The organism is Nocardioides rubriscoriae (assembly GCF_008087085.1).
Taxonomy (GTDB): Bacteria; Actinomycetota; Actinomycetes; order Propionibacteriales; family Nocardioidaceae; genus Nocardioides; species Nocardioides rubriscoriae.
The window spans coordinates 202450-226899 of the sequence record NZ_VIYJ01000002.1 but is presented as its reverse complement, the minus strand read 5'-3'; the positions used below and the strand labels follow the sequence as shown (position 1 = coordinate 226899).

General features: G+C 71.4%; 25 protein-coding genes. 5 read left to right on the top strand and 20 right to left on the bottom strand.

The window, feature by feature from the left end; translation table 11 throughout:
- Window positions 1-17 precede the first annotated feature (17 nt).
- The 9 genes from FZC61_RS04410 to FZC61_RS04370 all read right to left on the bottom strand — a co-directional run bounded on the left by FZC61_RS04410 (window position 18) and on the right by FZC61_RS04370 (window position 10949).
- A complete protein-coding gene (locus FZC61_RS04410; protein ID WP_281289794.1) occupies window positions 18-1496 on the bottom strand; it encodes a dihydrolipoyl dehydrogenase family protein in 1479 nt (492 codons plus the stop codon).
- Window positions 1493-1771, bottom strand: coding sequence for an anti-sigma factor (locus FZC61_RS04405; RefSeq protein ID WP_148612925.1), 279 nt, complete (start codon window positions 1769-1771; stop codon window positions 1493-1495). The genes FZC61_RS04410 and FZC61_RS04405 overlap by 4 nt, the downstream gene beginning before the upstream one ends.
- Window positions 1768-2331, bottom strand: a complete 564-nt coding sequence (locus FZC61_RS04400) for an RNA polymerase sigma factor (protein WP_148613322.1) — start codon at window positions 2329-2331, stop codon at window positions 1768-1770. Before FZC61_RS04400 ends, FZC61_RS04405 begins: the two co-directional genes overlap by 4 nt.
- On the bottom strand, window positions 2328-3452 hold the full coding sequence (locus tag FZC61_RS04395; protein ID WP_170285978.1) for an NAD(P)/FAD-dependent oxidoreductase: 1125 nt from the start codon (window positions 3450-3452) through the stop codon (window positions 2328-2330). Before FZC61_RS04395 ends, FZC61_RS04400 begins: the two co-directional genes overlap by 4 nt.
- Before the next feature lie 352 nt (window positions 3453-3804).
- The gene (locus FZC61_RS04390) at window positions 3805-5316 is read right to left on the bottom strand and encodes an aldehyde dehydrogenase (protein ID WP_246142520.1); all 1512 of its coding nucleotides are present in this window, start codon (window positions 5314-5316) and stop codon (window positions 3805-3807) included.
- A gap of 112 nt (window positions 5317-5428) precedes the next feature.
- Window positions 5429-6400: an AraC family transcriptional regulator gene (locus FZC61_RS04385; RefSeq protein WP_148612921.1), complete on the bottom strand. Its 972-nt coding sequence runs from the start codon at window positions 6398-6400 to the stop codon at window positions 5429-5431.
- Window positions 6401-6461: 61 nt separating this feature from the next.
- A complete protein-coding gene (locus FZC61_RS04380; RefSeq protein ID WP_170285960.1) occupies window positions 6462-8789 on the bottom strand; it encodes a transketolase-like TK C-terminal-containing protein in 2328 nt (775 codons plus the stop codon).
- A gap of 1 nt (window position 8790) precedes the next feature.
- On the bottom strand, window positions 8791-10020 hold the full coding sequence (locus FZC61_RS23605; protein ID WP_148612917.1) for a CaiB/BaiF CoA transferase family protein: 1230 nt from the start codon (window positions 10018-10020) through the stop codon (window positions 8791-8793).
- Complete coding sequence (locus FZC61_RS04370; RefSeq protein ID WP_211357085.1) at window positions 10017-10949, bottom strand: hydroxymethylglutaryl-CoA lyase; 933 nt, start codon at window positions 10947-10949, stop codon at window positions 10017-10019. The genes FZC61_RS23605 and FZC61_RS04370 overlap by 4 nt, the downstream gene beginning before the upstream one ends.
- 165 nt (window positions 10950-11114) lie before the next feature.
- Between FZC61_RS04370 and FZC61_RS04365 the strand changes: the two genes are divergently transcribed.
- A complete protein-coding gene (locus FZC61_RS04365) occupies window positions 11115-12014 on the top strand; it encodes an SCO6745 family protein (RefSeq protein WP_148612913.1) in 900 nt (299 codons plus the stop codon).
- A 61-nt stretch (window positions 12015-12075) separates the two neighbouring features.
- Here FZC61_RS04365 and FZC61_RS04360 read toward each other — a convergent pair whose 3' ends face one another.
- The 4 genes from FZC61_RS04360 to FZC61_RS04345 all read right to left on the bottom strand — a co-directional run bounded on the left by FZC61_RS04360 (window position 12076) and on the right by FZC61_RS04345 (window position 17036).
- The gene (locus FZC61_RS04360) at window positions 12076-13095 is read right to left on the bottom strand and encodes a zinc-dependent alcohol dehydrogenase (RefSeq protein WP_170285977.1); all 1020 of its coding nucleotides are present in this window, start codon (window positions 13093-13095) and stop codon (window positions 12076-12078) included.
- A complete protein-coding gene (locus tag FZC61_RS04355; RefSeq protein ID WP_148612909.1) occupies window positions 13095-13595 on the bottom strand; it encodes a DinB family protein in 501 nt (166 codons plus the stop codon). The genes FZC61_RS04360 and FZC61_RS04355 overlap by 1 nt, the downstream gene beginning before the upstream one ends.
- Before the next feature lie 259 nt (window positions 13596-13854).
- Complete coding sequence (locus FZC61_RS04350) at window positions 13855-14991, bottom strand: class I SAM-dependent RNA methyltransferase (RefSeq protein ID WP_148612907.1); 1137 nt, start codon at window positions 14989-14991, stop codon at window positions 13855-13857.
- Complete coding sequence (locus FZC61_RS04345; protein ID WP_246142519.1) at window positions 14988-17036, bottom strand: APC family permease; 2049 nt, start codon at window positions 17034-17036, stop codon at window positions 14988-14990. Before FZC61_RS04345 ends, FZC61_RS04350 begins: the two co-directional genes overlap by 4 nt.
- Window positions 17037-17093: 57 nt before the next feature.
- Between FZC61_RS04345 and FZC61_RS04340 the strand changes: the two genes are divergently transcribed.
- Both FZC61_RS04340 and FZC61_RS04335 read left to right on the top strand, forming a co-directional pair.
- On the top strand, window positions 17094-17762 hold the full coding sequence (locus FZC61_RS04340) for a potassium channel family protein (RefSeq protein ID WP_148612903.1): 669 nt from the start codon (window positions 17094-17096) through the stop codon (window positions 17760-17762).
- A gap of 22 nt (window positions 17763-17784) precedes the next feature.
- Window positions 17785-18456 carry a potassium channel family protein gene (locus FZC61_RS04335; protein WP_148612901.1) on the top strand — a complete coding sequence of 224 codons (672 nt, stop codon included), beginning with the start codon at window positions 17785-17787 and terminating at the stop codon, window positions 18454-18456.
- An 80-nt stretch (window positions 18457-18536) separates the two neighbouring features.
- Here the strand turns inward: FZC61_RS04335 and FZC61_RS04330 are convergent, their stop codons facing one another.
- The 4 genes from FZC61_RS04330 to dut are packed head-to-tail and all read right to left on the bottom strand — an operon-like array spanning window position 18537 to window position 20814.
- Window positions 18537-19295, bottom strand: a complete 759-nt coding sequence (locus tag FZC61_RS04330; RefSeq protein WP_246142518.1) for a DUF3159 domain-containing protein — start codon at window positions 19293-19295, stop codon at window positions 18537-18539.
- Window positions 19292-19657 (bottom strand): OB-fold nucleic acid binding domain-containing protein, encoded by a 366-nt coding sequence (locus FZC61_RS04325; protein WP_148612898.1) that lies wholly within the window; start codon window positions 19655-19657, stop codon window positions 19292-19294. The genes FZC61_RS04330 and FZC61_RS04325 overlap by 4 nt, the downstream gene beginning before the upstream one ends.
- A 6-nt stretch (window positions 19658-19663) precedes the next feature.
- Window positions 19664-20302: a DUF3710 domain-containing protein gene (locus FZC61_RS04320; RefSeq protein WP_246142517.1), complete on the bottom strand. Its 639-nt coding sequence runs from the start codon at window positions 20300-20302 to the stop codon at window positions 19664-19666.
- Window positions 20299-20814: a dUTP diphosphatase gene (dut, locus tag FZC61_RS04315; protein WP_148612896.1), complete on the bottom strand. Its 516-nt coding sequence runs from the start codon at window positions 20812-20814 to the stop codon at window positions 20299-20301. Before dut ends, FZC61_RS04320 begins: the two co-directional genes overlap by 4 nt.
- Window positions 20815-20886: 72 nt before the next feature.
- On the opposite strand from dut, the gene FZC61_RS04310 reads away from it, so the two are divergent.
- Both FZC61_RS04310 and FZC61_RS04305 read left to right on the top strand, forming a co-directional pair.
- Window positions 20887-21351 (top strand): DUF3093 domain-containing protein, encoded by a 465-nt coding sequence (locus FZC61_RS04310; protein ID WP_246142516.1) that lies wholly within the window; start codon window positions 20887-20889, stop codon window positions 21349-21351.
- Between the two features lie 38 nt (window positions 21352-21389).
- Window positions 21390-21701 (top strand): DUF4235 domain-containing protein, encoded by a 312-nt coding sequence (locus FZC61_RS04305; protein WP_148612894.1) that lies wholly within the window; start codon window positions 21390-21392, stop codon window positions 21699-21701.
- Window positions 21702-22100: 399 nt separating this feature from the next.
- Here the strand turns inward: FZC61_RS04305 and FZC61_RS04300 are convergent, their stop codons facing one another.
- The 3 genes from FZC61_RS04300 to FZC61_RS04290 all read right to left on the bottom strand — a co-directional run bounded on the left by FZC61_RS04300 (window position 22101) and on the right by FZC61_RS04290 (window position 24449).
- Complete coding sequence (locus tag FZC61_RS04300) at window positions 22101-22391, bottom strand: DUF4193 domain-containing protein (protein WP_148612891.1); 291 nt, start codon at window positions 22389-22391, stop codon at window positions 22101-22103.
- 139 nt (window positions 22392-22530) lie between these two features.
- Window positions 22531-23358: an inositol monophosphatase family protein gene (locus tag FZC61_RS04295; RefSeq protein WP_148612889.1), complete on the bottom strand. Its 828-nt coding sequence runs from the start codon at window positions 23356-23358 to the stop codon at window positions 22531-22533.
- Complete coding sequence (locus FZC61_RS04290; RefSeq protein ID WP_425465807.1) at window positions 23355-24449, bottom strand: ferrochelatase; 1095 nt, start codon at window positions 24447-24449, stop codon at window positions 23355-23357. Before FZC61_RS04290 ends, FZC61_RS04295 begins: the two co-directional genes overlap by 4 nt.
- Between the last annotated feature and the right edge of the window lies 1 nt (window position 24450).

Sequence of the window (24450 nt, the reverse complement as noted above, 5' to 3'; positions counted from 1 at the left end):
CATGAGGCGAGGGATGCTCAGTCGTCCCGGCTGACCCACCACGTTCGGACCCGTGCCAGCGCCCCCAAGGCACGCCGTGTGCCAGGTCGCTCGAGCTGGTCCTGGACATCGGAGATCGCGACGTTCCAGGGCCCGTCGTTGTACGTCGGGTAAGCATGGGTCACGCCCGCGAGATCGCGAGTCGTGAGCCCTCGGGTGATCGCCAGGGTCAGCTCGCCTACTGTCTCCCCCGCTCGCGGCCCGACCACCGTGGCCCCGAGGATGTGGCCGCGCTTGTCCACGACGAGCCGGGTGAAGCCGTCCATTGCCCCCTCGGCGACTGCGCGGTCGACGTGCGAGTGCGCCCAGTCGATGGTGCGCAGGGGTGAGCGGGGCCGTTGCGTCGACAGGCCGACCGCGGCGAGCTCGGGGTCGGTGAAGGTCACCCGTGGCACGGTGGTCAGGTCGACCTTGCGGCGTACTCCGAGGATGGCGTTCGACGCGGCCAGGCTCGCGTGCACGCCTGCTGTGTGGGTGAATTGCGGGTGTCCGGTGAGGTCGCCGGCGGCCCAGATCCGCGGGTTGGTAGTCCGCAGGAGGTCGTCGACCACCACGAATCCGCGATCGTCCACCTCGACGCCTGCCGCGGCGAGCCCGATGTCGTTGGTGCGCGGTGCTCGTCCGACAGCGACCAGGAGGCACGAGAAACGCACCCGATCCCCGTTCTCCAGGTGGAGCACCCCGGTCGCCGCCCCGGTCGCCTCGACCCTGGCGACCCCGGAGCCGGTACGCAGCTCCACGCCGTCGTGAACCAGAGCCCGGGCGAGCCGGGTCGCGGCGAGAGAGTCCTCGCGGGGCAGGATCGAGGGTGCGCCCTCGACCACAGAGACCCTGCTGCCCAAGCGGGCGAAGGCCTGGCCCAGCTCGCACCCGATGCTTCCGCCACCCAGCACCACCAGGTCATCGGGCAGTTCACTGAGCTCCCAAATGGTGTCACTGGTCAGGTAGTCGACCTCGCTCAGGCCTGGAACGGAAGGCACCGCGGGCGAAGCCCCGGTGGCGATGAGAGCCTGTCGGAATCTCACGGGGGTCCCGTCGATCTCGGCCGAGCACGCCCCGGTGAAGCGGGCGGTCGCGTTGCGAACAGCGACCGACGCCTCGTTGAGCGCCTCGACGGAATCGACCGGCGCGATGTGCTGGATGGTGGCTCGCACGTGGTTCATCACGCGCGTGAAGTCGACCGAGACCTCCCCGACGTCGATGCCGAACCGGTGCCCGTTGCGCGCGCTGGCCGCTACACCCGCGGCAGCCAGAAGCGCCTTGGACGGGACGCAACCAGTCCACAGGCAGTCGCCACCGGTGCGATCACGTTCCACGAGCAGGACTCGAGCCCCCAGACGGGCGGCGGTCTTGGCGCCCACGATCCCGGCTGTGCCTCCCCCGACGACCAGGAGGTCCCACGGCTGGACGTGCAAGCCGACTACAGATGGTGTGACGGTTGCCCGGTCGACGCTCACGCGGTGTCCTTGTCGTGGATGGCGGCCAGAAAATCACGGACCCGGTCGACCGATCGTGGGTCGACACCCGTCCCGCCTGACCACAGCGACAGCGCCCGGTGCAGGGCACGGTGCTCGGCTGCGACCCGGGTGCACTTCTCGCACGTCGCGAGATGTCCCTCCAGGCGCGAGATCTCGCCCGGTGTCAACCGTGCCGCGGGGTCGGCGTCGAGATAGCGCTGGATGCGTCGCGCGGACCAAAGACAGGTCAGCATCTGCTGCAGAGTCCCAGTCATGAGAGGTCTCCTCGGGTGAGTGGGCTGGATCGAAGTGCCTTGCGGACCCGGTCACGGGCGCGACTGAGTCGAGACATCAAGGTTCCGACGGGGACTCCCATGACCGCGGCCGCCTCGGAATAGCTCAGGTCGTGTACGTCGACGAGGATGAGGGCGGCCCGAAATCGGGGGTCGAGTGCTCGCACGGCGGCATCGAGATCGGCGTGAAGTTCCTCATGCACGAAGCTGTCCTCGGCACTCGGCAGCTCCGGCCGTCCGAAGGCCGGCCGGGCGGTCCGGATCAGCTCCCAGTCGCCGATCACGCCCGGCCGCTGACGTCGGTGCATGTTGGCGTTGGTGTTGCGCAGGATGGTCAGCAGCCAGGCTCGCGGATGTCGGCCATCGAAACGGTCGATGGCCCGGTAGGCGCGCAGCAGCGTCTCCTGCACGAGGTCCTCGGCATCGGCCGCGCCGTTCGTGATGGTCAACGCCACCCTGAGCAGCACCTCGATCTCGGGTTCCACCAGCTCCCGGAATGCGGGCCCCTGGGCGGAGTCGTCCGAGTGCCGTGGATGTGTCACGACGGAGAAACCCACTGACGTCCCGCGGACCTTCCCGGGTCCACCACCTGGTACTGCGCCAGCCACCGCCGGTCGATGCGCCGCTTGAGTCGCAACGCCGAGGCGCCGCACCACCACCAGCGCCCCCGCACCGCGAGCCCGACACCCTCACCGAGGTCGAGCACCGACAGGGCGTGACGTCGGGGTTCGTACACCGGCAGCGGCCGTCCCCGCCGCCTGTCGAGGAGGCTGCGGAGCAGGACAGGTCCCTGCCGCACCCCGTGGACGCCGATGCGGGGCAGCGCCTGGGAGGTGAAGTGAGCACAGTCCCCCACCGCATAGATCTCGTCGAGGTCGATGTGTTGGAGGGTGTCTCGCACCGGCACACCGTGTTCATCACCCAGGCCGAGCTCGGTGATCAACGGCGGAGCCGACAAACCGGTCGCCATCAGGGCGACGTCGTGCGAAATCTCTGTCCCGTCGGCGCAGACGACGCGACGCTCACGGACATCGGTGACCGCACACCGCGTCCGCACCTCCACTCCCCGCTGGGCGAGGAGCCGGTTGAGGCGTCGCCGGGCACCCGGGGGAAGGCCGGCGCCGACGTCTCGTCCCGACTCCACCACCCGGACCCTGCCGACGTCTCGACGCACCGCAAGGTGTGCCGCGAGCTCCAACCCCGTGGCGCCGCCACCCACGATGGTGACGTCGGCGCCCAACCGGGCCGGATCGCGCAGGCGCTCGTCGAGCTCCGCCAGACCGCTCAGCGGCTTCACCGTCACGGCGGTGGGGTCGACGCGCATGCCGGGCACCGCCGCGACCACGCTCCCGATGTTCAAGGAGAGCACGTCGTAGGACAGCGCCGCACCGTCCGACGTGACGGCGATCCGCGCGTCCAGGTCGAGCCGGACCAGGGTGGCCTCGTAGAGCTCCACCCCGGAGGCCCGCGCGAGCGCCCTGACATCGATCCGCCCCGCCTCCTGCGGGAGCACCCCGGCAGCGGTGGCCGACGCGACCGCGCTGTAATGGAAGAACGGGGGAGACAAGAGTTGCACCCTGTATCCCGCGGCAGCCAACTCCCGTGCGCGCTTCACGACGTAGAGGTGGGCATGACCAGCGCCCACCAGGAGGAGGACCGGCACTCTGCGACCCCCGTCCTTCGAGCGCAATGGGATACCTCCGCGGCTACAGGAACGGAGCCATCGAACGCGAGCCGACACTACCCGGACCGCGATGCGGCGGGTCCGCAAGCGCGCACGACGGTGCCCACCCTGCGGAGAGCCAGTGAGGGCCGGTGGCGCCATCCCTGGTCGACGTCGAGTGATGTACGTCCTCCGGCTCGAGTCGTCGGGCGTCGTGCAGCTGTCCTCAGCGTGTTCGCCACCGACGGACCGGCCACAGCGACGGTCGCGATCCGAACGACCCCGTCGAGAGAATCATCGACGGCGTCCCCGGACTCGATCCCGACGCCTTGTCGTCGTTGCCGACATCGAGCTACCCGAGCTTGAACGGGTCCCGGGTGCCACCTGTGAGCTCGACGAAGACCGACTTGTTCTCCAGGTACTCGTCGACGGCGGCCGAACCGTTCTCGCGACCGATGCCGGAGAGCCCGAATCCACCGAAGGGCATGTTGGGGGCGACAACCCGGTAGGCGTTGATCCACACCGTCCCGGCGCGGATGGCAGACGCCATGCGGTGGGCACGGTGCACGTCCTTGGTCCACACCGCCCCTGCCAGGCCGTACAGGGTGTCGTTGGCCAGCCGTACCGCCTCGTCCTCGTCGCGGAAGGTGTAGGCGGTCAGCACCGGACCGAAGACCTCCTCGCGGGCGATGGTGGCGTCGGGCCCGGCGAGGACGACCGTCGGACGCACGAACAGCCCGCCCAGGTCGTCGTTGGGGACGCCACCGGTCGCGATGGTCCACCCCTCGTCACGCGCACCCTGCAGGTAGCCGAGCACCTTCTCGTACTGGGCTCGGTTGGCCACCGGTCCCATCTCGGTGGCGGCCTCGGTGGGGTCGCCCTGGACGATGGCCTCGGCCCGGGCCACGACGCGGGCCACGAGCTCGTCGCGCACGTCCTCGTGGACGATCAGCCGTGAGCCGGCCATGCAGGTCTGGCCCGTGGCCGCGAAGACGCCGGCGACGAGACCGTTCGCGGCCGCATCGAGGTCGGCGTCGGGGAAGACCACCTGGGGCGACTTGCCACCGAGCTCCAGGGTCACCTTGTTGATGTTCGCGACAGCCGCCTGCGCAACCTTCGCGCCGGTGGCGGTGCTGCCGGTGAAGGCGACCTTGTCGAGCCCCCGGTGGGCGGCGAGGGCCTCGCCCGTCGAGCGGTCCCAGCCGGTGACGACGTTGAGGACCCCGGGCGGCAGCCCCGCCTCGTGGAGGACCTCGGCGAAGGCCACCGTGGAGGCGGGTGCGTGCTCCGAAGGCTTCACGACGCACGTACAGCCAGCCGCGAGGAGTGGGGCGAGCTTGAACGTCAGGAGCAGCAGCGGACTGTTCCACGGCGTGATCGCACCGACGACGCCCGCCGGCTCCCGCAGGGTGTAGCCGAAGTACGCCGACGGGTCGAGGGCCGGCACCGTGCGACCCTCCAGCTTGTCGGCGAGCCCGGAGAAGTAGGAGTACCACGTGCCCAGGCCCAAGAGCTGGCCGCGCATCTCCCGCATGAGCTTGCCGGAGTCGCGTACCTCGAGCAGGGCCAGCCGCTCGGCATTGTCGGTGATGGCCTCTGCGACCCTGCGCAGGATGGCTGCGCGCTGGAACCCTGACATCGGGCGCCAGGTGCCCTCGAAGGCCGCTCGACTCGAGGCGACGGCCCGGTCGACGTCCTCGTGGGAGCCGTCGGCGAGCACCGCCCACGACCGACCGGTGTAGGGGTTGTTCGACTCGAAGGTCTTCCCGGATGCTGCGGGCACCTGCTCGCCGTCGATGAAGAGGCCGAAGGTCTCGAGTCCGTCGGTGTCACGGGTGGGGCTCTCGGTGGCAATGTCGGACACGGGCTGCTCCTCGCTCGAGTGGTCTGTCTCGACGGTACGAGCGCGTCCCTGCGCCGACTATCCGCTTCCTGCTCGCTGAGGTCCGCTGGGCGCAGCGTGGCGTGCGTCCCGCTCAGCTCTGCAGCGTGGCGCTGGGCAGCTCGCTGAACTGCTCCCGGTACTGCTGCGCGAAGCGCGACTGGTGGAAGAAGCCCCACCGAAGGGCCACGTCGGTGACTCGGGTGCGCTGGGGGTCGGCCCGCAGGAGGTCGGCCCGCACCTTGCCGAGCCGGATCCGGCGGACGTAGGCCATCGGCGACTCGCCCAGCTGATCCTGGAAGGCGGCGTGGAGGGTGCGCACGCTGACACAGCCCACGCGGGCGAGGAGCTCGGGCGTCAGCTCGGTGTCGGCGTGCTCGTCGATGTAGCGCACGACCGGCGCGAGCCGGCCCAGCCGAGCGGTGTCCTCGTGCCCGCACAGCGCGTCGGAGTACTGATGGCGCCCGGCGTGCAGGAGGTTGGTGAGGACGTAGGCCTCCAGCTGAGATCGGGCGAGCGGCATGTCGCGCACTCCCCCGGGCTTCTCCAGCTCGGTCGCCAGGAACTCCACCGAGCGCAGCAGGGACTGTCCGGACGACGTGGACAGGTCGAGGCCGAAGTCGAAGTTGACGATCTCGGTGACCGGACGCCCGATGAGGTCGGACAGGTGCGACTCGAGGCTGCTGCGCGACACCTTGAGGATGAGCTGCTCGGCATCGGCCGACCAGCGCACGGTGTTGGCCTGCTCGGGGTTGAGGATCAGGCCGCGGTGCTGGGCGGGCGTGTGCTCGCGCTCGCCGCTGCTGCGCGAGGCCCATGTGCTCCCGGTGAGCTGCAGGTTGATGTGGTACCACTGCTCCGCCGCCGGCATCCGCAGCTCGGTCTCGGCCTGGTAGGTGAGGTACCCCAGGGTGAGGTAACGGTCGCTCGTGGCGTTGAGCCGCATGTCCATCGCGTCCTGCGGACCGATGAGGTCGTGCGGCAGGTAGACCCGGGTGACGGCGTCACGAGCCTCCTCGAGGCTGCGTGTCGACATCACCGCGTCACCCGCCAGGTACTCCCTCATGCCCACCTCCCACGCTCGACAGTGACGTGGGTCACCCTACGACCCGAGCGGGAGCCGGAACTCACAGTCCCAGCAGGTCGAGAGCCGCCTCCACGATCGAGGCGGCGTCGATCCCGTGGATCGCGTAGGCGTCCGCCAGGTCGCTGGACTGGCCGAACTCGCTGACGCCGAGGCAACGGATACGGTCGCCGCGCGCGCCCGCGAGGAAGGCCAGGGTGTGCGGGTGCCCATCGAGGACCGTGACGAGCGGGCTGCGGTGCGACGGCGGCAGCAGCAGGTCGAGGATCCCGGAGCCCTCTCCGGCAGCACGGCTCCCGCGCTGCTGGAACGACCGGAACACCAGGTCCGCACTGGTGAGGCACACGACGCCCGCCACGACGCCTCGCTCCTCCAGGGTCCGTGCCGCGCCGAGCACCTCGGTCATCACCGCGCCGGTCCCCACCAGGGTGACCTGCTCGTCCACCGGCGGGTGGTCGGTGATGCGGTAGCCACCGCCGATCACCTGGCGCCGGCGCCGCTCACGAAGCACGTCGTCGTGGGGAACGCGCGCCAGGCCCGGGTCGACCGGTCGAGTGGAGAGCCGGAAGTAGGCGGACGTGCCGTCCGGCACCCCGACCTGTCGCATCGCGTGCAGGAAGGTCCACTCGAGGTCCTGGGCGAAGGCCGGCTCCCAGGCGATGCACGCCGGCTGCTCCAGACCGATCGACGGCGTGGACACCGACTGGTGGGCGCCACCCTCCGGAGCGAGAGTGACGCCGCTCGGCGTGCCGACCAGGATCGACTGTCCGCCGGCATACAGGCCGAACGACCACGGCTCGAGCGCCCGGCTGAGGAAGGGGTCGTACAGCGTGGCGATCGGGATCAGCCGCTCGCCCCAGCGCGACCACGTCGCGCCGAGCTCGCCGAGAAGTCCGACGAGGTTGACCTCGGCGATGCCCAGCTCGATGTGCTGCCCGCTCTGGGACTCCGACCAGCGCAGCAACCGTTGCTCGTCGTCGGCGAACCAATCGTGTCGCTCGGCCACCGACCACACCCCGGTCTTGTTGATCCAGCCACCCAGGTTGGTGGAGGACGCCACGTCGGGGCTGGTTGTCACCACCCGTGACGCCAGCTGCGGGGCGTCGCGTACCAGGTCGGCCAGCAGACGCCCGAGGGCCGCCTGCGTGGAGATCTCCTTGCGCGAGGGCCGGCCGAGCGACGTCGGCACCGAGACCGCGCCGGTGTGGGCGACTGGCGGGCGCGCCAGCTCCTGACGTCTGCGCCCGGCGAGTACGGCGGCGGGCGAGTCCTGCGGGAGCGGGGCCCAAGGGGAGGCGAGGTCAGCTCCCGTGGCGTCAGCGAGCGCATCCATCTGCGACTCGGTCAGGAGCACCGAGTGGTTGTTGGGATGGCCCTCGGTGGGCAGTCCACGACCCTTGACGGTGTAGGCGAACACCACGGTGGGCCGGTGGTCGTCGACCGCCGCGAAGGTGTCGACCAGCAGGCCGAGGTCGTGGCCGCCGAGGTCGCGGACTGCCGCCGCCAGCTGCCGCGCCGGCACGGACGTCAGCAGGTCGGCAAGACCCGGCGCCGGGTCGGCACCGAGGATCCGCGCGGCCACCTCGGCCGGATCCACCCGTAGCATCCGCTGGTACTCCTCGTTGGGCATCGCCTCGAGCCGGGTCCGCAGGGCCTGCCCGCCGGGGCGCTCGAAGAGCTCAGAGATCAGTCGCCCCCACTTGAGCGTGACGACCTGCCAACCGGCGGCCTCGAACATCGCTTGGAGCCGCTGGATCTGGATGTCAGGGACGACCCGGTCGAGGGACTGCCGATTGAGGTCGACGACCCACAGCAGCTCGCCGAGGCTCGCCACCTGCGGGTCCGCGACCGCCTCCCAGATGGCTCCCTCGTCGAGCTCGGCGTCACCGAGCAGGCTGATGAACCGCCCCGCGGGCGGGGCGTCGGGGAACTGGCTGCGCACGTAGCGGTGGGCGATCGCGGCCCACAGGGTCGCAGTCGCACCGATACCGACCGAGCCGGTGGAGAAGTCGACCGGATCAGGATCCTTCTGGCGCGACGGGTAGCTCTGCAGCCCACCCTTCTGCCTCAGCGTCGGCAGGTAGCGGGCGTCGAGGTGTCCGAGGAGGTGATTGACGGCGTGCAGCACGGGCGAGGCGTGCGGCTTGACCGAGACCCGGTCCAGCGACGTGAGGTCGTGGAACCACAGCGCCACCATGATGTCGACCATGGAGGCGGAGGACGCCTGGTGGCCACCCACCTTGACACCGCTCACGTTCGGCCGGCCACGGTTCGCGGCGTCGACGATCGCGCTCGAGAGCCACAGCACCCTCCGGGAGACCGCACGTAGCACCTCGATGTCGGGTTCCTGCACCCGCGGGATCTCGCTCACGTCAGGACTCCTCCTCCAGGCGCTCTCGCAGCCAGTCGTTGTCAGCGCCCAGGTCGGGGCCCAGGTGGGCGACCGGCAGTGAGGTGTCGCCCAGCAGCGGCACCACACCGGGGAACGCGACGGCGCGCACCCGCCCATCGATCTCGACCGGCAGCTCCTGCACCATCTTGCGCGCACGGTACTGCTCGTCGTCGACGATGTCGGCGGCACGGTAGATCGGCCCGGCCGGCACCGACGCCTCCTCGAGCCGACGCAACACCTCGTCGCGCGGACGCGTGCGGGTCCAGGCCTCGATGGCCTCGTCGAGCTCGTCACGACGCGTCCAGCGGCCGGCGTTGCCGGCCAGGCCGGCGTCCTCGGCGAGGTCGTCGCGCCCGATGGTGCGCATCAGCCGGACGAAGATCGAGTCCCCGTTGCCGGCGATCACGACCGACGAGTCGTCGGCGCACTCGTAGGCGTTCGACGGGGCGATCCCCTCCATCCGACCGCCGGTGCGCCGTCGGAGCACCTGGTAGGCGGAGTAGTCGGGGATGAGTGACTCCATCATCGAGAAGACCGCCTCGTGCAGCGCGACGTCCACGTGGCGCTGCACGGGCGTGACCGGGGCGGCCGCCACATGGCGGCGACGCTCGCGGTCCAACAGGCTCATCACGACACCGAAGGCTGCGTAGAGGCCAGCGATCGAATCACCGATCGAGACGCCCACGCGTGCCGGTGGTCGGTCGGGGTCTCCGACCAGGTCGCGCATACCGCCGAAGCCCTCGGCCACGGCCGCGAACCCAGGACGCTCGGCCATCGGTCCGGTCTGACCGAAGGCCGAGACCCGGGCGACGACCAGCTCGGGATTGGCCCCCGCGAGCACCTCGGCGGTCAGGCCCCACCGGTCCAGGGTGCCAGGGCGGAAGTTCTCGATCAGCGCGTCGGTGGTTCGCAACAGCGTCAGTATCGTGTCGCGTCCCTCCTCGGTGCTCAGGTCGACCTCCACCGAACGCTTGTTGCGGTTGATGGTGCGGTAGAGCAGCGAGGTGTCGCCGCCGTAGAGCCGCCAGGTGCGCAGCTCGTCGCCTGTGTGCGGACGCTCCACCTTGATCACCTCGGCGCCGAAGTCGGCGAGCAACCGCCCGGCTGTGGGCGCTGCGATGTAGTTCCCCAGCTCGACGACGCGCAGCCCGGTCAGGGGCCGTAGGGGGTCGAGCGGCCACGGTTCGCGGGCCGGCCCCCCGGCGGTCACCGGCGCTCCCGGGGTGGGAAGTCCCCGGCCCTGCCCAGCAGCGCCTGCACCGGGCTGCCGAGCCGCTGGGAGAGCCACGACGCGGCATCCGCGAGCGCGCCGAGGTCGTTCGGGTCGGCGCCCGTCACGGCGACTCCGGCTCGCCGCAGCAGGTGCAGCAGGTCCTCCGTCGCGATGTTGCCCGTCGCTGCCGGCGCGAAGGGGCAGCCGCCGAAGCCGCCGACCGAGGCGTCCAGCGCCACACGGTCACCGTGACGGCTCAGGTCGAGGCGAGTGGCGGCCCAGGCGTTCGCGTACCCGGTGTTGCGGGTGTTGTGGAAGTGGAAGCGCAGTCGTGGTGGTGCGACGTCTGCGGGCATCAGTGACGCCAGCGCGTCGACCTGGGGCGGCACGCCTACGCCGACGGTGTCGGCGAAGGCCAGCTCGTCGACGCCCAGCGCCACGACCGCGTCCACCACCGGCGCCACCTGCTCGGGCGCGACGGCACCCTCGAACGGGCAGCCGAACGCGACGGCGAGCGTCACCGAGACCCGCTGACCCGACGCACGAGCCGCGTCGACCACGCCGGCGGCCTGCTCGAGGAGGGCAGCGGTCGGCGCTCCCTGGTTGCGCACCGCGAACGTGTCGGTCACCGGCACGACCATGTTCAGCTCGGCGCAGCGGGTGCGCGCAGCGCGCTCGGCGCCGCGTCGGTTGAGGACGAGGCCGATCAGGTCGACCCCCGGGAGCGGTGGCAGCGCGTCGAGCACCTGCTCCGCGTGCGCCATCTGCGGCACACGGTCAGGACGCACGAAGCTCACGGCCTCGATCCGTCGGGCGCCCCCGCGGGCGAGCCGATCGATCAGCGTGACCCGCGTCTCGACGTCGAGCGTGCGGGCCTCGTTCTGGAGCCCGTCGCGCGGCCCCACCTCCACCACGTCCACCGTCACGGGAACGTTCGCCGGAACCATCCGCCTGCCTCCTCTGCCGGTTGCCAGCAGCGTCGCCGACGGCGGGGGTCGGGGGTATCCGGCCGCTGCACACTGTTGTCCGCTCGCTGCAGACTCTCGCGACGGCTCTGGTGCCGGACCTGCCGGAGGTGCACGATCCGGCGCATGGACTACGCAGAGGCACGGGCCGCCTTCTTCGGTGGCCGCGATGGTGATGTTCGCACGCTCGACTGGTCGAGCCCCGCACGCCGGCTCCGGGACGCGATCGAGCCGATCGCGACCGTCTGCTTCTGGAGCGAGCCTGCCTACGACGCCTACGCGGCGCTGGGCCTGGATTTCCTCCAGGGCTACGTCTACGGACGGGGGTGCGTGCTCGGCGACGCCGAGCCGTCCGTCGTGGCCGCCGCGTTCGGGGTCTTCGAGCCCGGCCTGGTGGCCGGGCTCTTCGTTGCCGGTCGAGCCGTCTGCGACATCGCGGACGTCCGCGCGGCCAAGGAGCGGGGGACCATCGCCGCGCTGGAGGAGTGCCTGGGCCGGCCCGACGACCTCGCGGAGGTGGTCGCGGTGCTGCGCCGCGCAACCGATGCGGCGGACCCGACGGGACGCGCACTGCACGCGGGCCTCACGGCCCTGCCCTGGCCTGAGGACCTCCTCGGCCAGCTCTGGCACGCGTGCTCGATCCTGCGCGAGCACCGGGGCGACGGCCATCTCGCCGTGCTCGTCGCTGCCGGCATCGACGGGGTCCAGGCCAACCAGCTCACCGAGCTCTGGGTCGGGTGGGACCCGTTGGCATACACGGGCTCACGGGCCTGGAGTCCCGACGCCATGAGCGCCGCGACCGGTGCCCTCGAGGAGCGTGGCTGGGTCGCAGACGGGCGACTGACCGAGACGGGCACCCAGGTACGGCGTGACCTCGAGTCGGCGACCGACCGATCGGCGCAGGGTGCGGTGGACGCCATCGGCGCCGACCTCGACGGTGTCGTGGAGCGACTCGAGGCGTGGTCGCAGCGGGTCGTCGAGCGCGGGTGGTTCCCTCCGGACCCCTACAAGCGCGCAGCGGGCTGACCGTCAGCGCAGCCACGCTGGCGTGGCCCCTTGCGGGGCACGCCTGCGTGGCGGGTGGAGATCACGGGGTGACGACGACCTTGATCGCCCCGTCGGACTTCGAGGCGGCCACCGCGAACGCCTCGGCGATGTCATCGAGTGAGAAGCGATGGGTGACCATCGGACCGAGATCGAGCCGTCCGGTGCGCACCAGCTCGAGCGCCCGCTCGTACTGGCCGCGACCGCCGTTGCCGCCGACACCGAAGACGGTGAGGGTCTTGGCCATGATCGGGATGACCGGCAGGGGCGGTAGGTCGTTGGCCCAGCCGATGTGGGCGACCTTGCCCTCCTTGCGGACGAGGTCGAGCACCATCGCCGACGACGACGGGAAGCCGGAGGTCTCGATGACGATGTCGGCACCAAGGCCCTCGGTGAGCTCGAGGACGCGGTCCCTCGCGTCGACCTGGGTGACGTCGAGGCAGTCGCTGGCGCCGTAGGAGCGCGAGACCGTGAACGGCGCCTCGCGGGCGTCGGTGACGATCAACCGACCGGCACCCGAGAGCGCGCACAGCCTGGTGAGTGCCAAGCCGATCGGGCCCTGACCCAGCACGACGACGGTCTCACCGAGCAGGATCCGGAGTCGGTCGACGGTGTTGAGTCCTACCGCGATCGGCTCGAGCAAGGAGGCCTGCCACGCCTCGACGTCGTCGGGGCGCGGGATGAGGTTCACCACCGGCACGGCGATCTTCTCGGTCAGGCAGCCGTCGGACCACAGGCCGATGAGCTTCTTCTTCTTGCAGTCGAAGGGCTTGTCCTGGGCGCACTCCAGGCACTCACCGCACGGCAGCGACGGCTTGACGGCGACCGCACGGCCCACCCAGGTCGGGTCGACGTCGTCGCCGATGCTTTCCACGCGGCCGGCGAAGTCGTGACCGGGCACGCGTGGGAAGGGGGTATCGATACGACCGTCGTACTGGTGGGCGTCCGTCCCGCAGAGCGACGCCGACTCCACCTTCACCACGACCCACCCCGGGCGGGCCTCGGGCTCGGGACGCTCCTGCAGCTCGACCTGTTCGAGGCCGACGAGCACCGCCGCCTTCATCAGAGCCCCTCGGGCGCGAACTCGCGGTCGCGCATGATCTCGAAGGCCTGCTCCGCATGACCCGAGGCGTGCCCGATGATCAGCGGCGTCCATTCCTCGACGGTCATGGTGCCGAGGTCCGGGATGGTGACGGTGCGCGCCAGCACCTCGCCCGAGACGGCCGGGCCGGCAGTGGTGAGGGTGCGACGGGTGCTGGCCAGCTGCTTGAGTGCCAGGTCGATCGTGGGCGGAGGATAGCCGAGCAGATCGTGTCCGACCTCCTCGCGGAACACGAAGTCGAGGTCCGGGTCGTTCTCGAGGCGCTTGATGTCGCCGAGCCACAGGATCGCGCTCATGTTGATGTGCGAGATCACCTGAGCGACCGTCCAGCCCCCGTCGCGGTGAGCACGGTGGAGGTCACCGTCGGCCAGCTGCCCGAGTGCACGACCGAGTCGGTCCAGCGATGCGTCCGCCTCTGTCAGGGCCTGTTCGATGGCTGCCGGAACCTGTAAGTCGCTCATGGACGTCCTCCTGTCTCACCGGCTCCTCGGAACGGAGCCACCGCCGCTCAAGCCTCACTCACTGCGCTGCTGCCCGATATCCCGCTTGCGCGCCCCGGTGTCCGCACAGTGCGAGTTCCTCGGAAAGGGCGAGATCTTCGGGCCGACGTGGGCTGGCGCGGCCCGCTCCAGATGTCTGCGCGCCGTACTCCTGGATCGCGGTGATCGAGGCTGTTGCACTACTGCTGGTGCTGGTGCTGTCTGCCGCCCTCGACAGCGTTCAACTGCCTCTCGACAACAACGCCACGACCTCAACGTGTGACGTCATGGGGAACAGGTCGAACGCCCGCAGGCTCACCAGGCCGTAGCCGTGCTCGGCGAGGATCGCGACGTCGCGGGCCAGGGCCGCGGGGTCGCAGGCGACGTAGGCGATCGCGCGCGGGGCCCGGGCGACGACCTGCTCGACGACCGCGCGCTTGGCGCCCTCGCGGGGCGGGTCGAGGACCACGAGGTCGACCGGCGCGACGGGGTCGGCAGGGAGGCCCGCCAGGACGGTCGCGACGTCACCGGTCAGGACGGTCGCGCCCGGCACGTTGTCGGCCGCGTGCGAGGCGGCGGTGCGGTCGCCCTCGACCATCGTGACGAGCGCGGCGTCACCGACCCGGTCCCCCAGGAAGCGGGCGAAGAGCCCGACGCCGGCGTAGAGGTCGAGCACGGACTCGCCGGGCCGCGGGTCGAGGACGGCGAGCACGGCGTCGACCAGGATCGCCGGCGCCCTGGGGTGGACCTGCCAGAACCCGTCGGCCTCGACGGCGAAGTCGACGCCGAGCACGTGGTGCGGCGACGGGTCGGGCGACTCGAGCAGGCACTGGTCGACGGGCACGAGGTCGTGGGAGCGGTGCTTGCGCATGGCCCGCCCGCCGTCGGGCAACCGCGAGTAGCGCTGCCTGGTGCGCCAGCCGAGGCCGCTGCCGGGAGGCGTGTCGCCAGGCACCTCCTCGACCACGACGTCGACCTCGAGCCCGGCCAGACGGCGCAGCTGCTCGGCGACGACGGCGGCCTTCAGCTCGCGCTGGTGGGGCACGGCCACGTGCTGGAGGTCGCACCCGCCGCAGGCGTCGGGGCCGGCGTACGGGCAGGGCGGCTCGACGCGGTGCGGGGAGGCCTGCAGCACCTCGACGGCGTCGGCCCGCCAGAAGCGGTCGCCCTCGGTGCCCTCGGTGACGAGCACGACGACCCGCTCCCGCGGCAGGGCGTGACGCACGAACACCGCGCGGCCCTCGTGGCGCGCGACGCAGAACCCGCCGTGGCCGACCGGGCCGACCTCGACCTCGAAGCGCGCTCCGACGCGGGAGGCGCCGCGGGGCTGGCGGGTGCGGGGCCGGCGGCCCCGGGTACCGCCGGAGGACGGGGTCACGTGCGCGGGCCGCGGGTGCGGGGGCGCTCGTCGACCTGGCCCCGACGCAGGTCGCCGGCCTTGATGCGGAACGTCTCGCGCTCCTCGCGCTCGACGGCGATCTGCGAGGAACGCAGCTGGTAGGGCACGGAGGTGACCATGACGCCGGGGGTGAAGAGCAGGCGGCCCTTGAGCCGCAGCGCGGTCTGGTTGTGCAGCAGCTGCTCCCACCAGCGCCCGACGACGTACTCGGGGATGTAGACCGCCACGACGCCGCGCGGGTTGGCCCGCCGGATCTCGGTGGCGTAGGAGACGATCGGGTTGACCAGCTCGCGGTAGGGCGAGTGCAGCAGCTTGAGCGGCACGCCCAGGTTGCGGCTCTCCCACTGCTCGACCAGCGCGTTGGTCTCGCGCGGGTCGGTGGCGACGTAGACCGCCTCGAGGACGTTGGGGCGCGAGGCCTTGGCGAAGGCCAGGGCCCGCAGGGTCGGCTTGTGCACCTTGGAGACCAGCACGATGGCGTGCACCCGGGTGGGCATGACCTTGTCGCCCTCGTCGGCCGCGAGCTCGAGCGCCACCTTGTCGTAGTGACCGCGGATGCCGACCATCAGCGCGTAGAAGAACGCCATCGCGAGGATCGTGATCCAGGCGCCGGCCAGGAACTTGGTGATGAGCACGACCACGAGCACGACCGCGGTGAACGACAGCCCGATGGTGTTGATGACCCGGGAGCGCTGCATCCGCAGCCGGGTGACGCTGTCGCGCTCGGTGGCCAGGTGGCGCGTCCAGTGACGGATCATGCCGAGCTGGCTGAGGTTGAAGGAGACGAACACCCCGACGATGTAGAGCTGGATCAGCCGGGTGGTCTCGGCGTTGAAGATGACGATCAGGATGATCGCCATCACCGCCAGGAACAGGATGCCGTTGGAGTAGGCGAGCCGGTCGCCGCGCGAGCCGAGCGCGCGGGGGGCCAGGCCGTCCTTGGCCAGGATCGAGCCCAGGACCGGGAAGCCGTTGAACGCCGTGTTGGCGGCCAGCACCAGGATGATGCCGGTGACCACGACGACCGCGTAGAAGCCGGGCGGGAAGTCGCTGAACACCGCCTTGGCGATCTGCGCGATGACGGCGTTCTGCTCGTAGTCGGACGGCACCGGGGTGCCGTCAGCCTGCACCAACCGGTCGAGGTCGGCCGGGTCGACGTACTTCAAGCCCATCTGCTTGGCCAGGACGATGACGCTGACCATCATCGTGATGGCGATCATGCCGAGCAGGAGCAGCGTCGTCGCGGCGTTCTTGCTCTTGGGCCGCTGGAAGGCGGGTACGCCGTTGGAGATCGCCTCGACACCGGTCAGGGCTGCACACCCCGAGGAGAAGGCGCGCGCCAGCAGGAACAGCAGCGCGACCGTCGTCAGCGACCCCTCGTAGCTCGGGTCGGGCAGGATCGTCAGGTCGGCACTCTCGACGTCGGGCAGCGTGCCCTCGGCCAGTCGCAGGAACCCGAAGAGACACATCCCGATCACCGCCGCCATGAAGGCGTAGGTCGGGACCGCGAAGAACGTGCCGGACTCACGGATGCCGCGCAGGTTCATCGACATCAGCAGGATGACCATCGCCGAGGCGAAGGTGGCCTCGTGGTCGTGGAGCACAGGGATGGCCGCGCCGGCGTACTGCGCGGCGGCCGAGATCGACACCGCCACGGTCAAGACGTAGTCGACCAGCAGGGCGCTCGCGACCGTGGTGCCGGCCTTGCGACCGAGGTTGACCGTGGCGACCTCGTAGTCACCGCCGCCGCTGGGGTAGGCGTGGACGGTCTGGCGGTAGGAGGCGATCACGGCCGCCATGACGAGGGCGACGGCGATCGCGATCTTCCACGACCACACGTAGTAGGACGCCCCGGCCAGCGACAGCATGATGAAGACCTCGTCGGGCGCGTAGGCGACCGACGACAGGGCGTCGCTGGCGAAGATGGGGAGCGCGATGCGCTTGGGCAGCAGGGTCTCGCCCAGCTGCGCGGACCGGAGCTTGCGTCCGAGCAGGATCCGCTTAGAGACATCTCCGACACCCACGAGCCGAAAGAGTACGGTGCCCGACGCGATCGGTGCTCCCCGCACTAGGGTGACGTCGTGCATGTCGTGATCATGGGCTGTGGCCGGGTGGGCTCGACCCTGGCCCGCAGCCTCGAGGACCGCAACCACACCGTCGCCGTCATCGACAGCGAGCCCGACGCCTTCCGGCGTCTGGGACCGGCCTTCAACGGCGACAAGGTGACCGGCTACGGGTTCGACCAGCAGGTGCTGGAGAAGGCCGGGATCAAGCGGGCCGACGCGTTCGCCGCCGTCTCGAGCGGTGACAACTCCAACATCATCGCCGCGCGTGTCGCACGCGAGCAGTTCGGCATCCAGCAGGTCGTCGCCCGCATCTACGACCCCGGTCGCGCCGAGGTCTACCAGCGGCTCGGCATCACGACCGTCGCGACCGTCAAGTGGACCGCCGACCAGGTGCTGCGCCGCATCCTGCCGGCCGGCGCCGAGCCCGACTTCCGCGATCCCAGCGGCGCCATCCGGGTCGACCAGGTCCCGATCCCCGAGGTGTGGGTGGGCCAGCGCACCGTCGACCTCCAGCTGCAGACCGGTGGACGGATCGCCTGGATCGACCGGCTCGGCGAGGGCATGCTGCCCGACCGTCAGACCGTCATCCAGGAGAACGACCTGATCCACCTGGTCATGCGCGAGTCCGACGCCGGACACGTGTTCGAGGTCATCAAGAACGGCCCAGAGGAGCACCACGGATGAGGACCCGGATGAGGACCCGAGCATGAGAGTCGCCATCGCCGGCGCCGGCGCCGTCGGCCGCTCGATCGCCCGCGAGCTGATCGGCAACGGCCACGAGGTCCTGCTGATCGACAAGAACCCCCGCTCGGTGATGCCCGAGCGCGTCCCCGACGCCGAGTGGCTGCTGGCCGACTCCTGCGAGATGTCGTCGCTGCAGGAGGCGCGTCTCGACAAGTGCGACGTCGTCATCGCCGCCACCGGCGACGACAAGGTCAACCTGGTGACCTCGCTGCTGGCCAAGACGGAGTTCGGGGTCCCTCGCACCGTCGGTCGGGTCAACCACCCCAACAACGAGTGGCTGTTCACCGAGGCGTGGGGCGTCGACGTCAACGTCTCGACCCCACGCATCATGTCGGCGCTGGTCGAGGAGGCCGTCACCGTCGGCGACCTGGTGCGGCTGTTCACCTTCCGCCAGGGCAACGCCAACCTCGTCGAGATGACGTTGCCGGGCGACTCCCCCTACGTCGGCAAGCCGGTAGGGCTGATCCCCTTCCCCGAGAACTGCGCGCTGGTCACGATCCTGCGCGACGGCCAGGTCTACGTGCCCGACCCCGAGCAGCCGGTCGAGTCGGGCGACGAGCTGCTCTTCGTCGTCGGCGCCGAGGGCGAGGACGAGCTCGAGCGGATGCTGGCCCCGCGCCTGCACGGCGGCTGACGCAGCACGCTCGGCCCGGTCGGGTCGGCCCGGTCGGGTCAGCCCGGTCGGGTCAGCCCGGTCGGGTCAGCCCGGTCGGGTCAGCCCGGTGCGGGGCGGCCCTCAGCGGAGTCGAGGGGTGTCGCGTTGCGGGCCAGCAGCCACACCATCGCCGACCACGACGCGATCCGCAGCGGCCAGCCCAGGCCGTAGCGCAGTGCGGCGATGATCGCGACGGCGGTGCCGGTGCCGATGACGTCCTGCCAGCCGAGCAGCCACACCGGTCCCTGCAGCAGCACGCCGATCGCGCCCGGGGCACCGAGCAGGAGCGTGAGGCGCCCGCACAGCCGGACGACCTGGGGCTCGGCGTGCCAGGCGGTGGGGTCACCGGTCACGCTGCCGAGCATGAAGCCGATCGCGGGCCAGCGCACGGCGACCGAGCCGAACAGCAGGATGGTGTAGACCAGGCTGTAGATGATCCCGGGCAGGAAGAACGCCAGGGCCTGGTCGTCCGCGGAGCCACCGCCGCGGGCGGCCAGACGCACGAAGACGTAGCCGATGCCGATGGAGAACACGGCGTTGAGGACGTACTGCAGGGTGCTGCGCTGGATCAGCCGGAGCACGAGCGCGACCCCGGCGGAGACCAGGCTGACGACCAGGGCCAGGCGCAGGTCCTTGGTGGGCAGCCAGATGGCGGTGAACAGCAGACCCGGGATCGCCGCCTCCAGCATGCCGCGCCGCCCGCCCAGCGCCTTGGCCATCTGCTGGCGCACCATCGCCTCGACGGTCTCGACCATCGCGGTCGGCTCCGACGCGGCGTGCGGGGCACTGTCGGCCCGGCGATCGATCTCGTCGCTCACGTCGACAGCAGCTCGTAGCGCGGGTTGTAGATGATCCGGTGGCCGTCGTGGACGCCGATGCGCGCCCGCACCTGCACCGAGCGGCCCGGGTCGATGCCCGCGATCTGGCGCCGGCCCAGCCAGACGATCGTCAGCACGCCGGAGCCGTCGTAGAGCTCGGCCTCGAGGGCGGGTACGCCGCCGCGCGGGCGGACCGTGATCGTGCGGATCGTGCCGCGCAGGGTCACCAGCTCACGGTCGGGGGCATCGGCGATGCAGACGTTGCCCGAGCCGACGTAGGTCGCGCGCATGTCACGCGCGTAGCCGGTGTCAGGGTTGGCCCACTTGCTGATGCTGCGCCTCAGTCGGCTCTTCTCGGGCACGGGACCTCAGCCCTGCACGCGCCGTGCGCTCTCGGGGAGCACCAGGGGCAGCGGCTCGCCGACCATCATCGGGTTGCCGCCCCGGCGCACGGCGACCTGGGTGAGCAGGTCCTCCCAGTCGCCCGACGCGTCGAGGTCGCGGGCCGGGGTGCCGAGGAAGGTCGCGCGCAGGAGCCAGCGCGAGCCGTTGATGCCGATGATGCGGGAGTTCTGCACCCCGTTGCCCTCGGGGCGCTGGACCTGGATCGCGCAGACGAGCTCGGCGCCGAAGCGGCCCTCGCGCTCGGTGGCGGTGCCGCCGCGCTGGGCCATGTCGGCGGCGATCTTGGGCCGGACCTCGCTCCACAGGTCGCCGTGGCGCGGGGCGGCGAAAGCCCGCAGCTCGAGCGCCCCGTCGGCACCGGCCAGCATCACCGACTGCACCTCGCCGGTGGTCTCGTCGACCTGCATGCGCAGCTCGCGGTCGTCGGGCGGCGCGATGAGCAGGGAGCCCAGGTCGACGCGCTGGAGCCCGTCGTCGGGGAGGTCCTCGGCGTCGAAGGGCCCCACGAGCGGCTCCTGCGGCTCCTGGTCGTGCGCCGTCGCGGTCTCCACGTCGAGGGCCTCCTGCGCCTTCTCGTCGGCGGACTTGCGGCGGAACTTCACGAGGACTCTCCTGGGACGGGGACGGAGGGGGCTGGGCTGTCGTGGGGGTCTGGCGGGGGGTCGGCAGCACCGAACCCACCGGTAGAACCGTAGCCCCCGGACCCTCGCGCGCTCGCGGGGAGGCGGTCGACCTCGACGAACGCCGCGCGCTCGAAGCGCTGCACCACGAGCTGGGCGACGCGGTCGCCGCGACGCAGCTCGATCGGCTCGTGCCGGTCGTGGTTGACCAGGAGCACCTTGATCTCGCCGCGGTAGCCGGCGTCGACGGTGCCCGGGGTGTTGACGATCGACAGCCCGTGCCGCGCGGCCAGCCCCGAACGCGGGTGCACCAGGGCCACGAAGCCGTCGGGCAGTGCGATCGCCACCCCGGTCGGCACCAGGGCGCGCTCCCCCGGCGCGAGGGTGACGTCGACGGTGGTGAGCAGGTCGGCGCCCGCGTCGCCCGGGTGGGCGTAGGCGGGCAGCGGGAGGTCGGGGTCGAGTCGGACCACCTGGATCTCGAGGTCGGGCACGCCCGGACCCTAGTCGGACCTGCGTGGGGACCTCGTGGTGACTCGCGACCGGCCGGATGGGACCCTTGCCTGGTGGCCACGGTGTACGACGAGAAGCTCACCGTGCCGCTGCGTTGGTGGGTCCAGGGCTGGATGCTGGTCGCGTCGCTCTGGCTGGCCCTCGTCGTCGCCGTCCCGGGCCCCCTCGCCTGGGTCGTCACCGCGCTGGCCCTGACGCTGCTGACGGTGCTGCTGCGCAGCTACGGCGCGAGCCGGATCGTCGTCGACTACGACTCGCTGCGCGTGGGGCGGGCCCGTATCGAGGCTCGTCACCTCGGTACCGCCGAGTCCCTCGACGCCGAGCAGGCCCGCCGTGCGGCCGGGGTCGAGGCCGACGCCCGAGCGTTCCTGCTGCTGCGTCCCTACCTCAAGCGCGCGGTCCGCATCGAGATCACCGACCCGGCCGACCCGGCGCCGTACTGGCTGGTCAGCACCCGCCACCCCGACGACCTCGCCGGCGCCGTACGAGCCCTCACCGGGCACGGCTCGACGCCCTAGGTCCTCACCCCGCGGACCCGGCGCTATAGGGTCTGGGCATGGCCAAGAAAGACGCCTCAGGCGCTCCCGACAGCTCCAAGATCTGGTCGGTCTTCTCGCTCGTCTCCGCGCTCGGCGCTGCCGCCGTGGCCAAGAAGGGGCTCAACGCCACCTGGAGGACCGCGACCCGCAAGAAGCCCCCGGAGAACCCCGCCGACCCCGACGTGCAGCTGCGCGAGGCCGTCGCCTGGGCGGTCTTCAGCGGCGCCTTCGTCGGCCTGGCCCGCATGCTCGCCCAGCGCCGGGCCGCCTCCTACTACGCCCGCTCCACCGGCCACCTGCCCCCGGGCCTCCACAAGGACGGCCAGTAGCTGCGCTGGATGGTCGCCTCTGGCTGACCCGCGCCTGGCTGGCCGCCCGTCGTCGCTGAGGGCTGCCGCCGGTCTGGGTGGCGGCCGCCTGCCTCGTCGTCGGTCCGGTCGGGCAGACCGGCTGCGGTGGTTTCGAGGCTCGTCGCCAGGGCTCCTCGCACCTCAACCACCGTGGACGTACGTCGACCCGCCACCCACGAGGAGTGGCGGGCCATAGGTTCGCTCCGACCGCAGAAGCGAAGCCGACCAGCAAACAGGCGCCCGGGCCACAGCAGGAGGTGACCACAGGGCGCACGGAGCCGGAGACCGGCTCCTGCGCCCGGGCGGCCGCCACCAGACCGGCGGCAGCGCTACCAGGCCAGGTCGGCCAGCCAGGCGCGAGCCGGTCGGAGGCGACCATCACACACAGTCGCGGCAGATCATCTTCTTCTCGTCGGCGAGCTGGCTGCGGTGGTGCACGAGGAAGCAGCTCATGCAGGTGAACTCGTCCTCCTGCTTCGGCTTGACCTCGACCGCGAGCTCCTCGTGCGAGAGGTCGGCGCCGGGCAGCTCGAAGGCCTCGGCGGCCTCGGTCTCGTCCTCGTCGACCTTGCCGGAGTTCTTGTCGTGCCGTCGCGCCTTGAGCTCCTCGATGCTCTCCTCGGACTGGTCTTCCTCGTTCTTGCGCGGTGCGTCGTAGTCAGTAGCCATCGCGTCGCTCACTCCCCTCCACGTTTACGGTCCTTGGATGCCGTGTCCCCCGGCCCCGGCGCGGCAGATCATGCACCATCGGTCCACCCCAGGGAACACCGGTCCGGGAACGGGGCTGAGAACGCCCCGCCACGGCGGGCTATTCCGCCCAGAAACCGGCCTCGTGGGTGGCCGCACGCAGGTCGTCGAACCCGTGTGAGGGAGCACACAGCAGCAGGGTCAGGCCGCCGGCGCCACGGCCGGTCTCGGTGCGCGCGCCGGCGGCCCGGGCGACCAACCCGCCGGCGGCGTGGTCCCACAGGTTGACGCCCTCCTCGACGTAGCCGTCGAGCAGTCCCTCGGCCACGTGGCACAGGTCGAGGGCGCAGGAGCCGAGCCGGCGTACGTCGCGGATGCGGGGCAGCAGGGCGCCGACAGCGGCCGCCTGGACCACCTTGACGTCGGTGACGTAGGAGAAGCCGGTGCCGATCAGTCGCTCGCCGAGGGGGCGCGGCTCCCCCACCGAGATCGGCGTGCCGTCGCGCAGCGCCACGGTGGCCCCGTCGGGGCCGGGGCGGGCGACGTAGACGACGTCCTTGGCCACGTCGACCACGACGCCGGCGACGGCCTCGCCGTCGACCTCGGCGGCCAGGGAGACGGCGTACTGCGGGATGCCGTAGAGGAAGTTGACGGTGCCGTCGATCGGGTCGACGACCCAGCGCACCCCGGTGGTGCCGGCGACGTCGTCGCCCTCCTCGCCGAGGATCGCGTCGTCGGGGCGGCGGGCGAGGATCCGCTCGCGCACCAGGGCCTCGGTGGCCCGGTCGGCCTCGGTCACGACGTCGATCGCGCTGGTCTTGGTGTCGGCGACGACGACCGTGCCGCGGGCGCGGGTGCGCACGAGCACCGCGGCCTCGCGGGCCACGGCGACGGCGAGGTCGGCCAGCTCCTCGACGAGCTCGCGGGAGGCGGGGGTGCGGGCCGTCACTCCGGCATGCCGGTGAGCGTGGGCCGGTCGGCGCGCGGGTTGGGGCAGCAGCCGACCGGGCAGCGGTCCCAGCAGGCGCCGAAGGTGCCCTCGGCGGCCCGGGCGACGTCCTCGCCGCGCTCGACGGCGGCCCGCTCGAGCAGCAGGTCGCGCACGACGGCCACGAAGCGCGGGTCGTTGCCGGGGGTCGCGGCGCGGCGGAACGGCAGGCCGAGCCGCTCGGCGGTCTCCTCGGCCTCGGTGTCGAGGTCGTAGATGACCTCCATGTGGTCGGAGACGAAGCCGACCGGCACGACCGCGACCCCGGGGACGCCGGCGGCAGCCAGCTCCTCGAGGTGGTCGTTGACGTCGGGCTCGAGCCACGGGATGTGCGGCGCACCGGAGCGCGAGCAGAAGACGAGGTCGTGGTGGTGCCGGCGTCCGGTGCGCTCGAAGATCGTGTCGACGACCACCTGGGCGACGTCGCGGTGCTGGGTGACGTAGGTGCCCTCGCGGTCCGGGGGGCCGCTGGAGTCGTTCATCGCGGTCGGGATCGAGTGGGTGACGAACGCGATGTGTGCGTCGTCCGGCAGCTCGGCGAGCGCCTCCATGGTCGCGTCGACGACCGGGGCGACGAAGCCCGGGTGGTTGAAGTAGTGGCGCAGCTTGTCGAGGCGGGGCGCCGGGGCTCCGTCGGGGAGCGCGTCGACGGCGTCGAAGAGGTTCTCGCGGTACTGCCGGCAGCTCGACCACGACGAGTAGGCGCTGGTCACGAAGCAGGCCACGCGCTGGACCCCGTCGGCGGCCATCTGGGCCAGGGTGTCGCGCAGGTAGGGGTCCCAGTTGCGGTTGCCCCAGTAGAGCGGCAGGTCGATGCCGTGCTCGTCGAGGTCGACGCGCAGGGCGGCGAGGAACTCACGGTTCTGGTCGTTGATCGGCGAGCGGCCGCCGAAGAGGTGGTAGTGCTGCCCGACCTCCTCGAGCCGCTCACGGGGGATGCCGCGGCCGCGGGTGACGTTCTCGAGGAACGGCACCACGTCGTCGGGTCCCTCGGGCCCGCCGAAGGAGACCAGGAGCAGGGCGTCGTAGGGCGCCACGTCAGGATTCAGCACG

Bases quoted from the DNA above. Each gene is read 5' to 3' on its own strand.
- FZC61_RS04300 (WP_148612891.1), bottom strand. From the start codon at position 22,391: ATGGCTACTGACTACGACGCACCGCGCAAGAACGAGGAAGACCAGTCC.
- FZC61_RS04335 (WP_148612901.1), top strand. From the start codon at position 17,785: ATGAGAGTCGCCATCGCCGGCGCCGGCGCCGTCGGCCGCTCGATCGCC.
- FZC61_RS04365 (WP_148612913.1), top strand. From the start codon at position 11,115: ATGGACTACGCAGAGGCACGGGCCGCCTTCTTCGGTGGCCGCGATGGT.
- FZC61_RS04355 (WP_148612909.1), bottom strand. From the start codon at position 13,595: ATGAGCGACTTACAGGTTCCGGCAGCCATCGAACAGGCCCTGACAGAG.
- FZC61_RS04360 (WP_170285977.1), bottom strand. From the start codon at position 13,095: ATGAAGGCGGCGGTGCTCGTCGGCCTCGAACAGGTCGAGCTGCAGGAG.
- FZC61_RS04305 (WP_148612894.1), top strand. From the start codon at position 21,390: ATGGCCAAGAAAGACGCCTCAGGCGCTCCCGACAGCTCCAAGATCTGG.
- FZC61_RS04385 (WP_148612921.1), bottom strand. From the start codon at position 6,400: ATGAGGGAGTACCTGGCGGGTGACGCGGTGATGTCGACACGCAGCCTC.
- FZC61_RS04405 (WP_148612925.1), bottom strand. From the start codon at position 1,771: ATGACTGGGACTCTGCAGCAGATGCTGACCTGTCTTTGGTCCGCGCGA.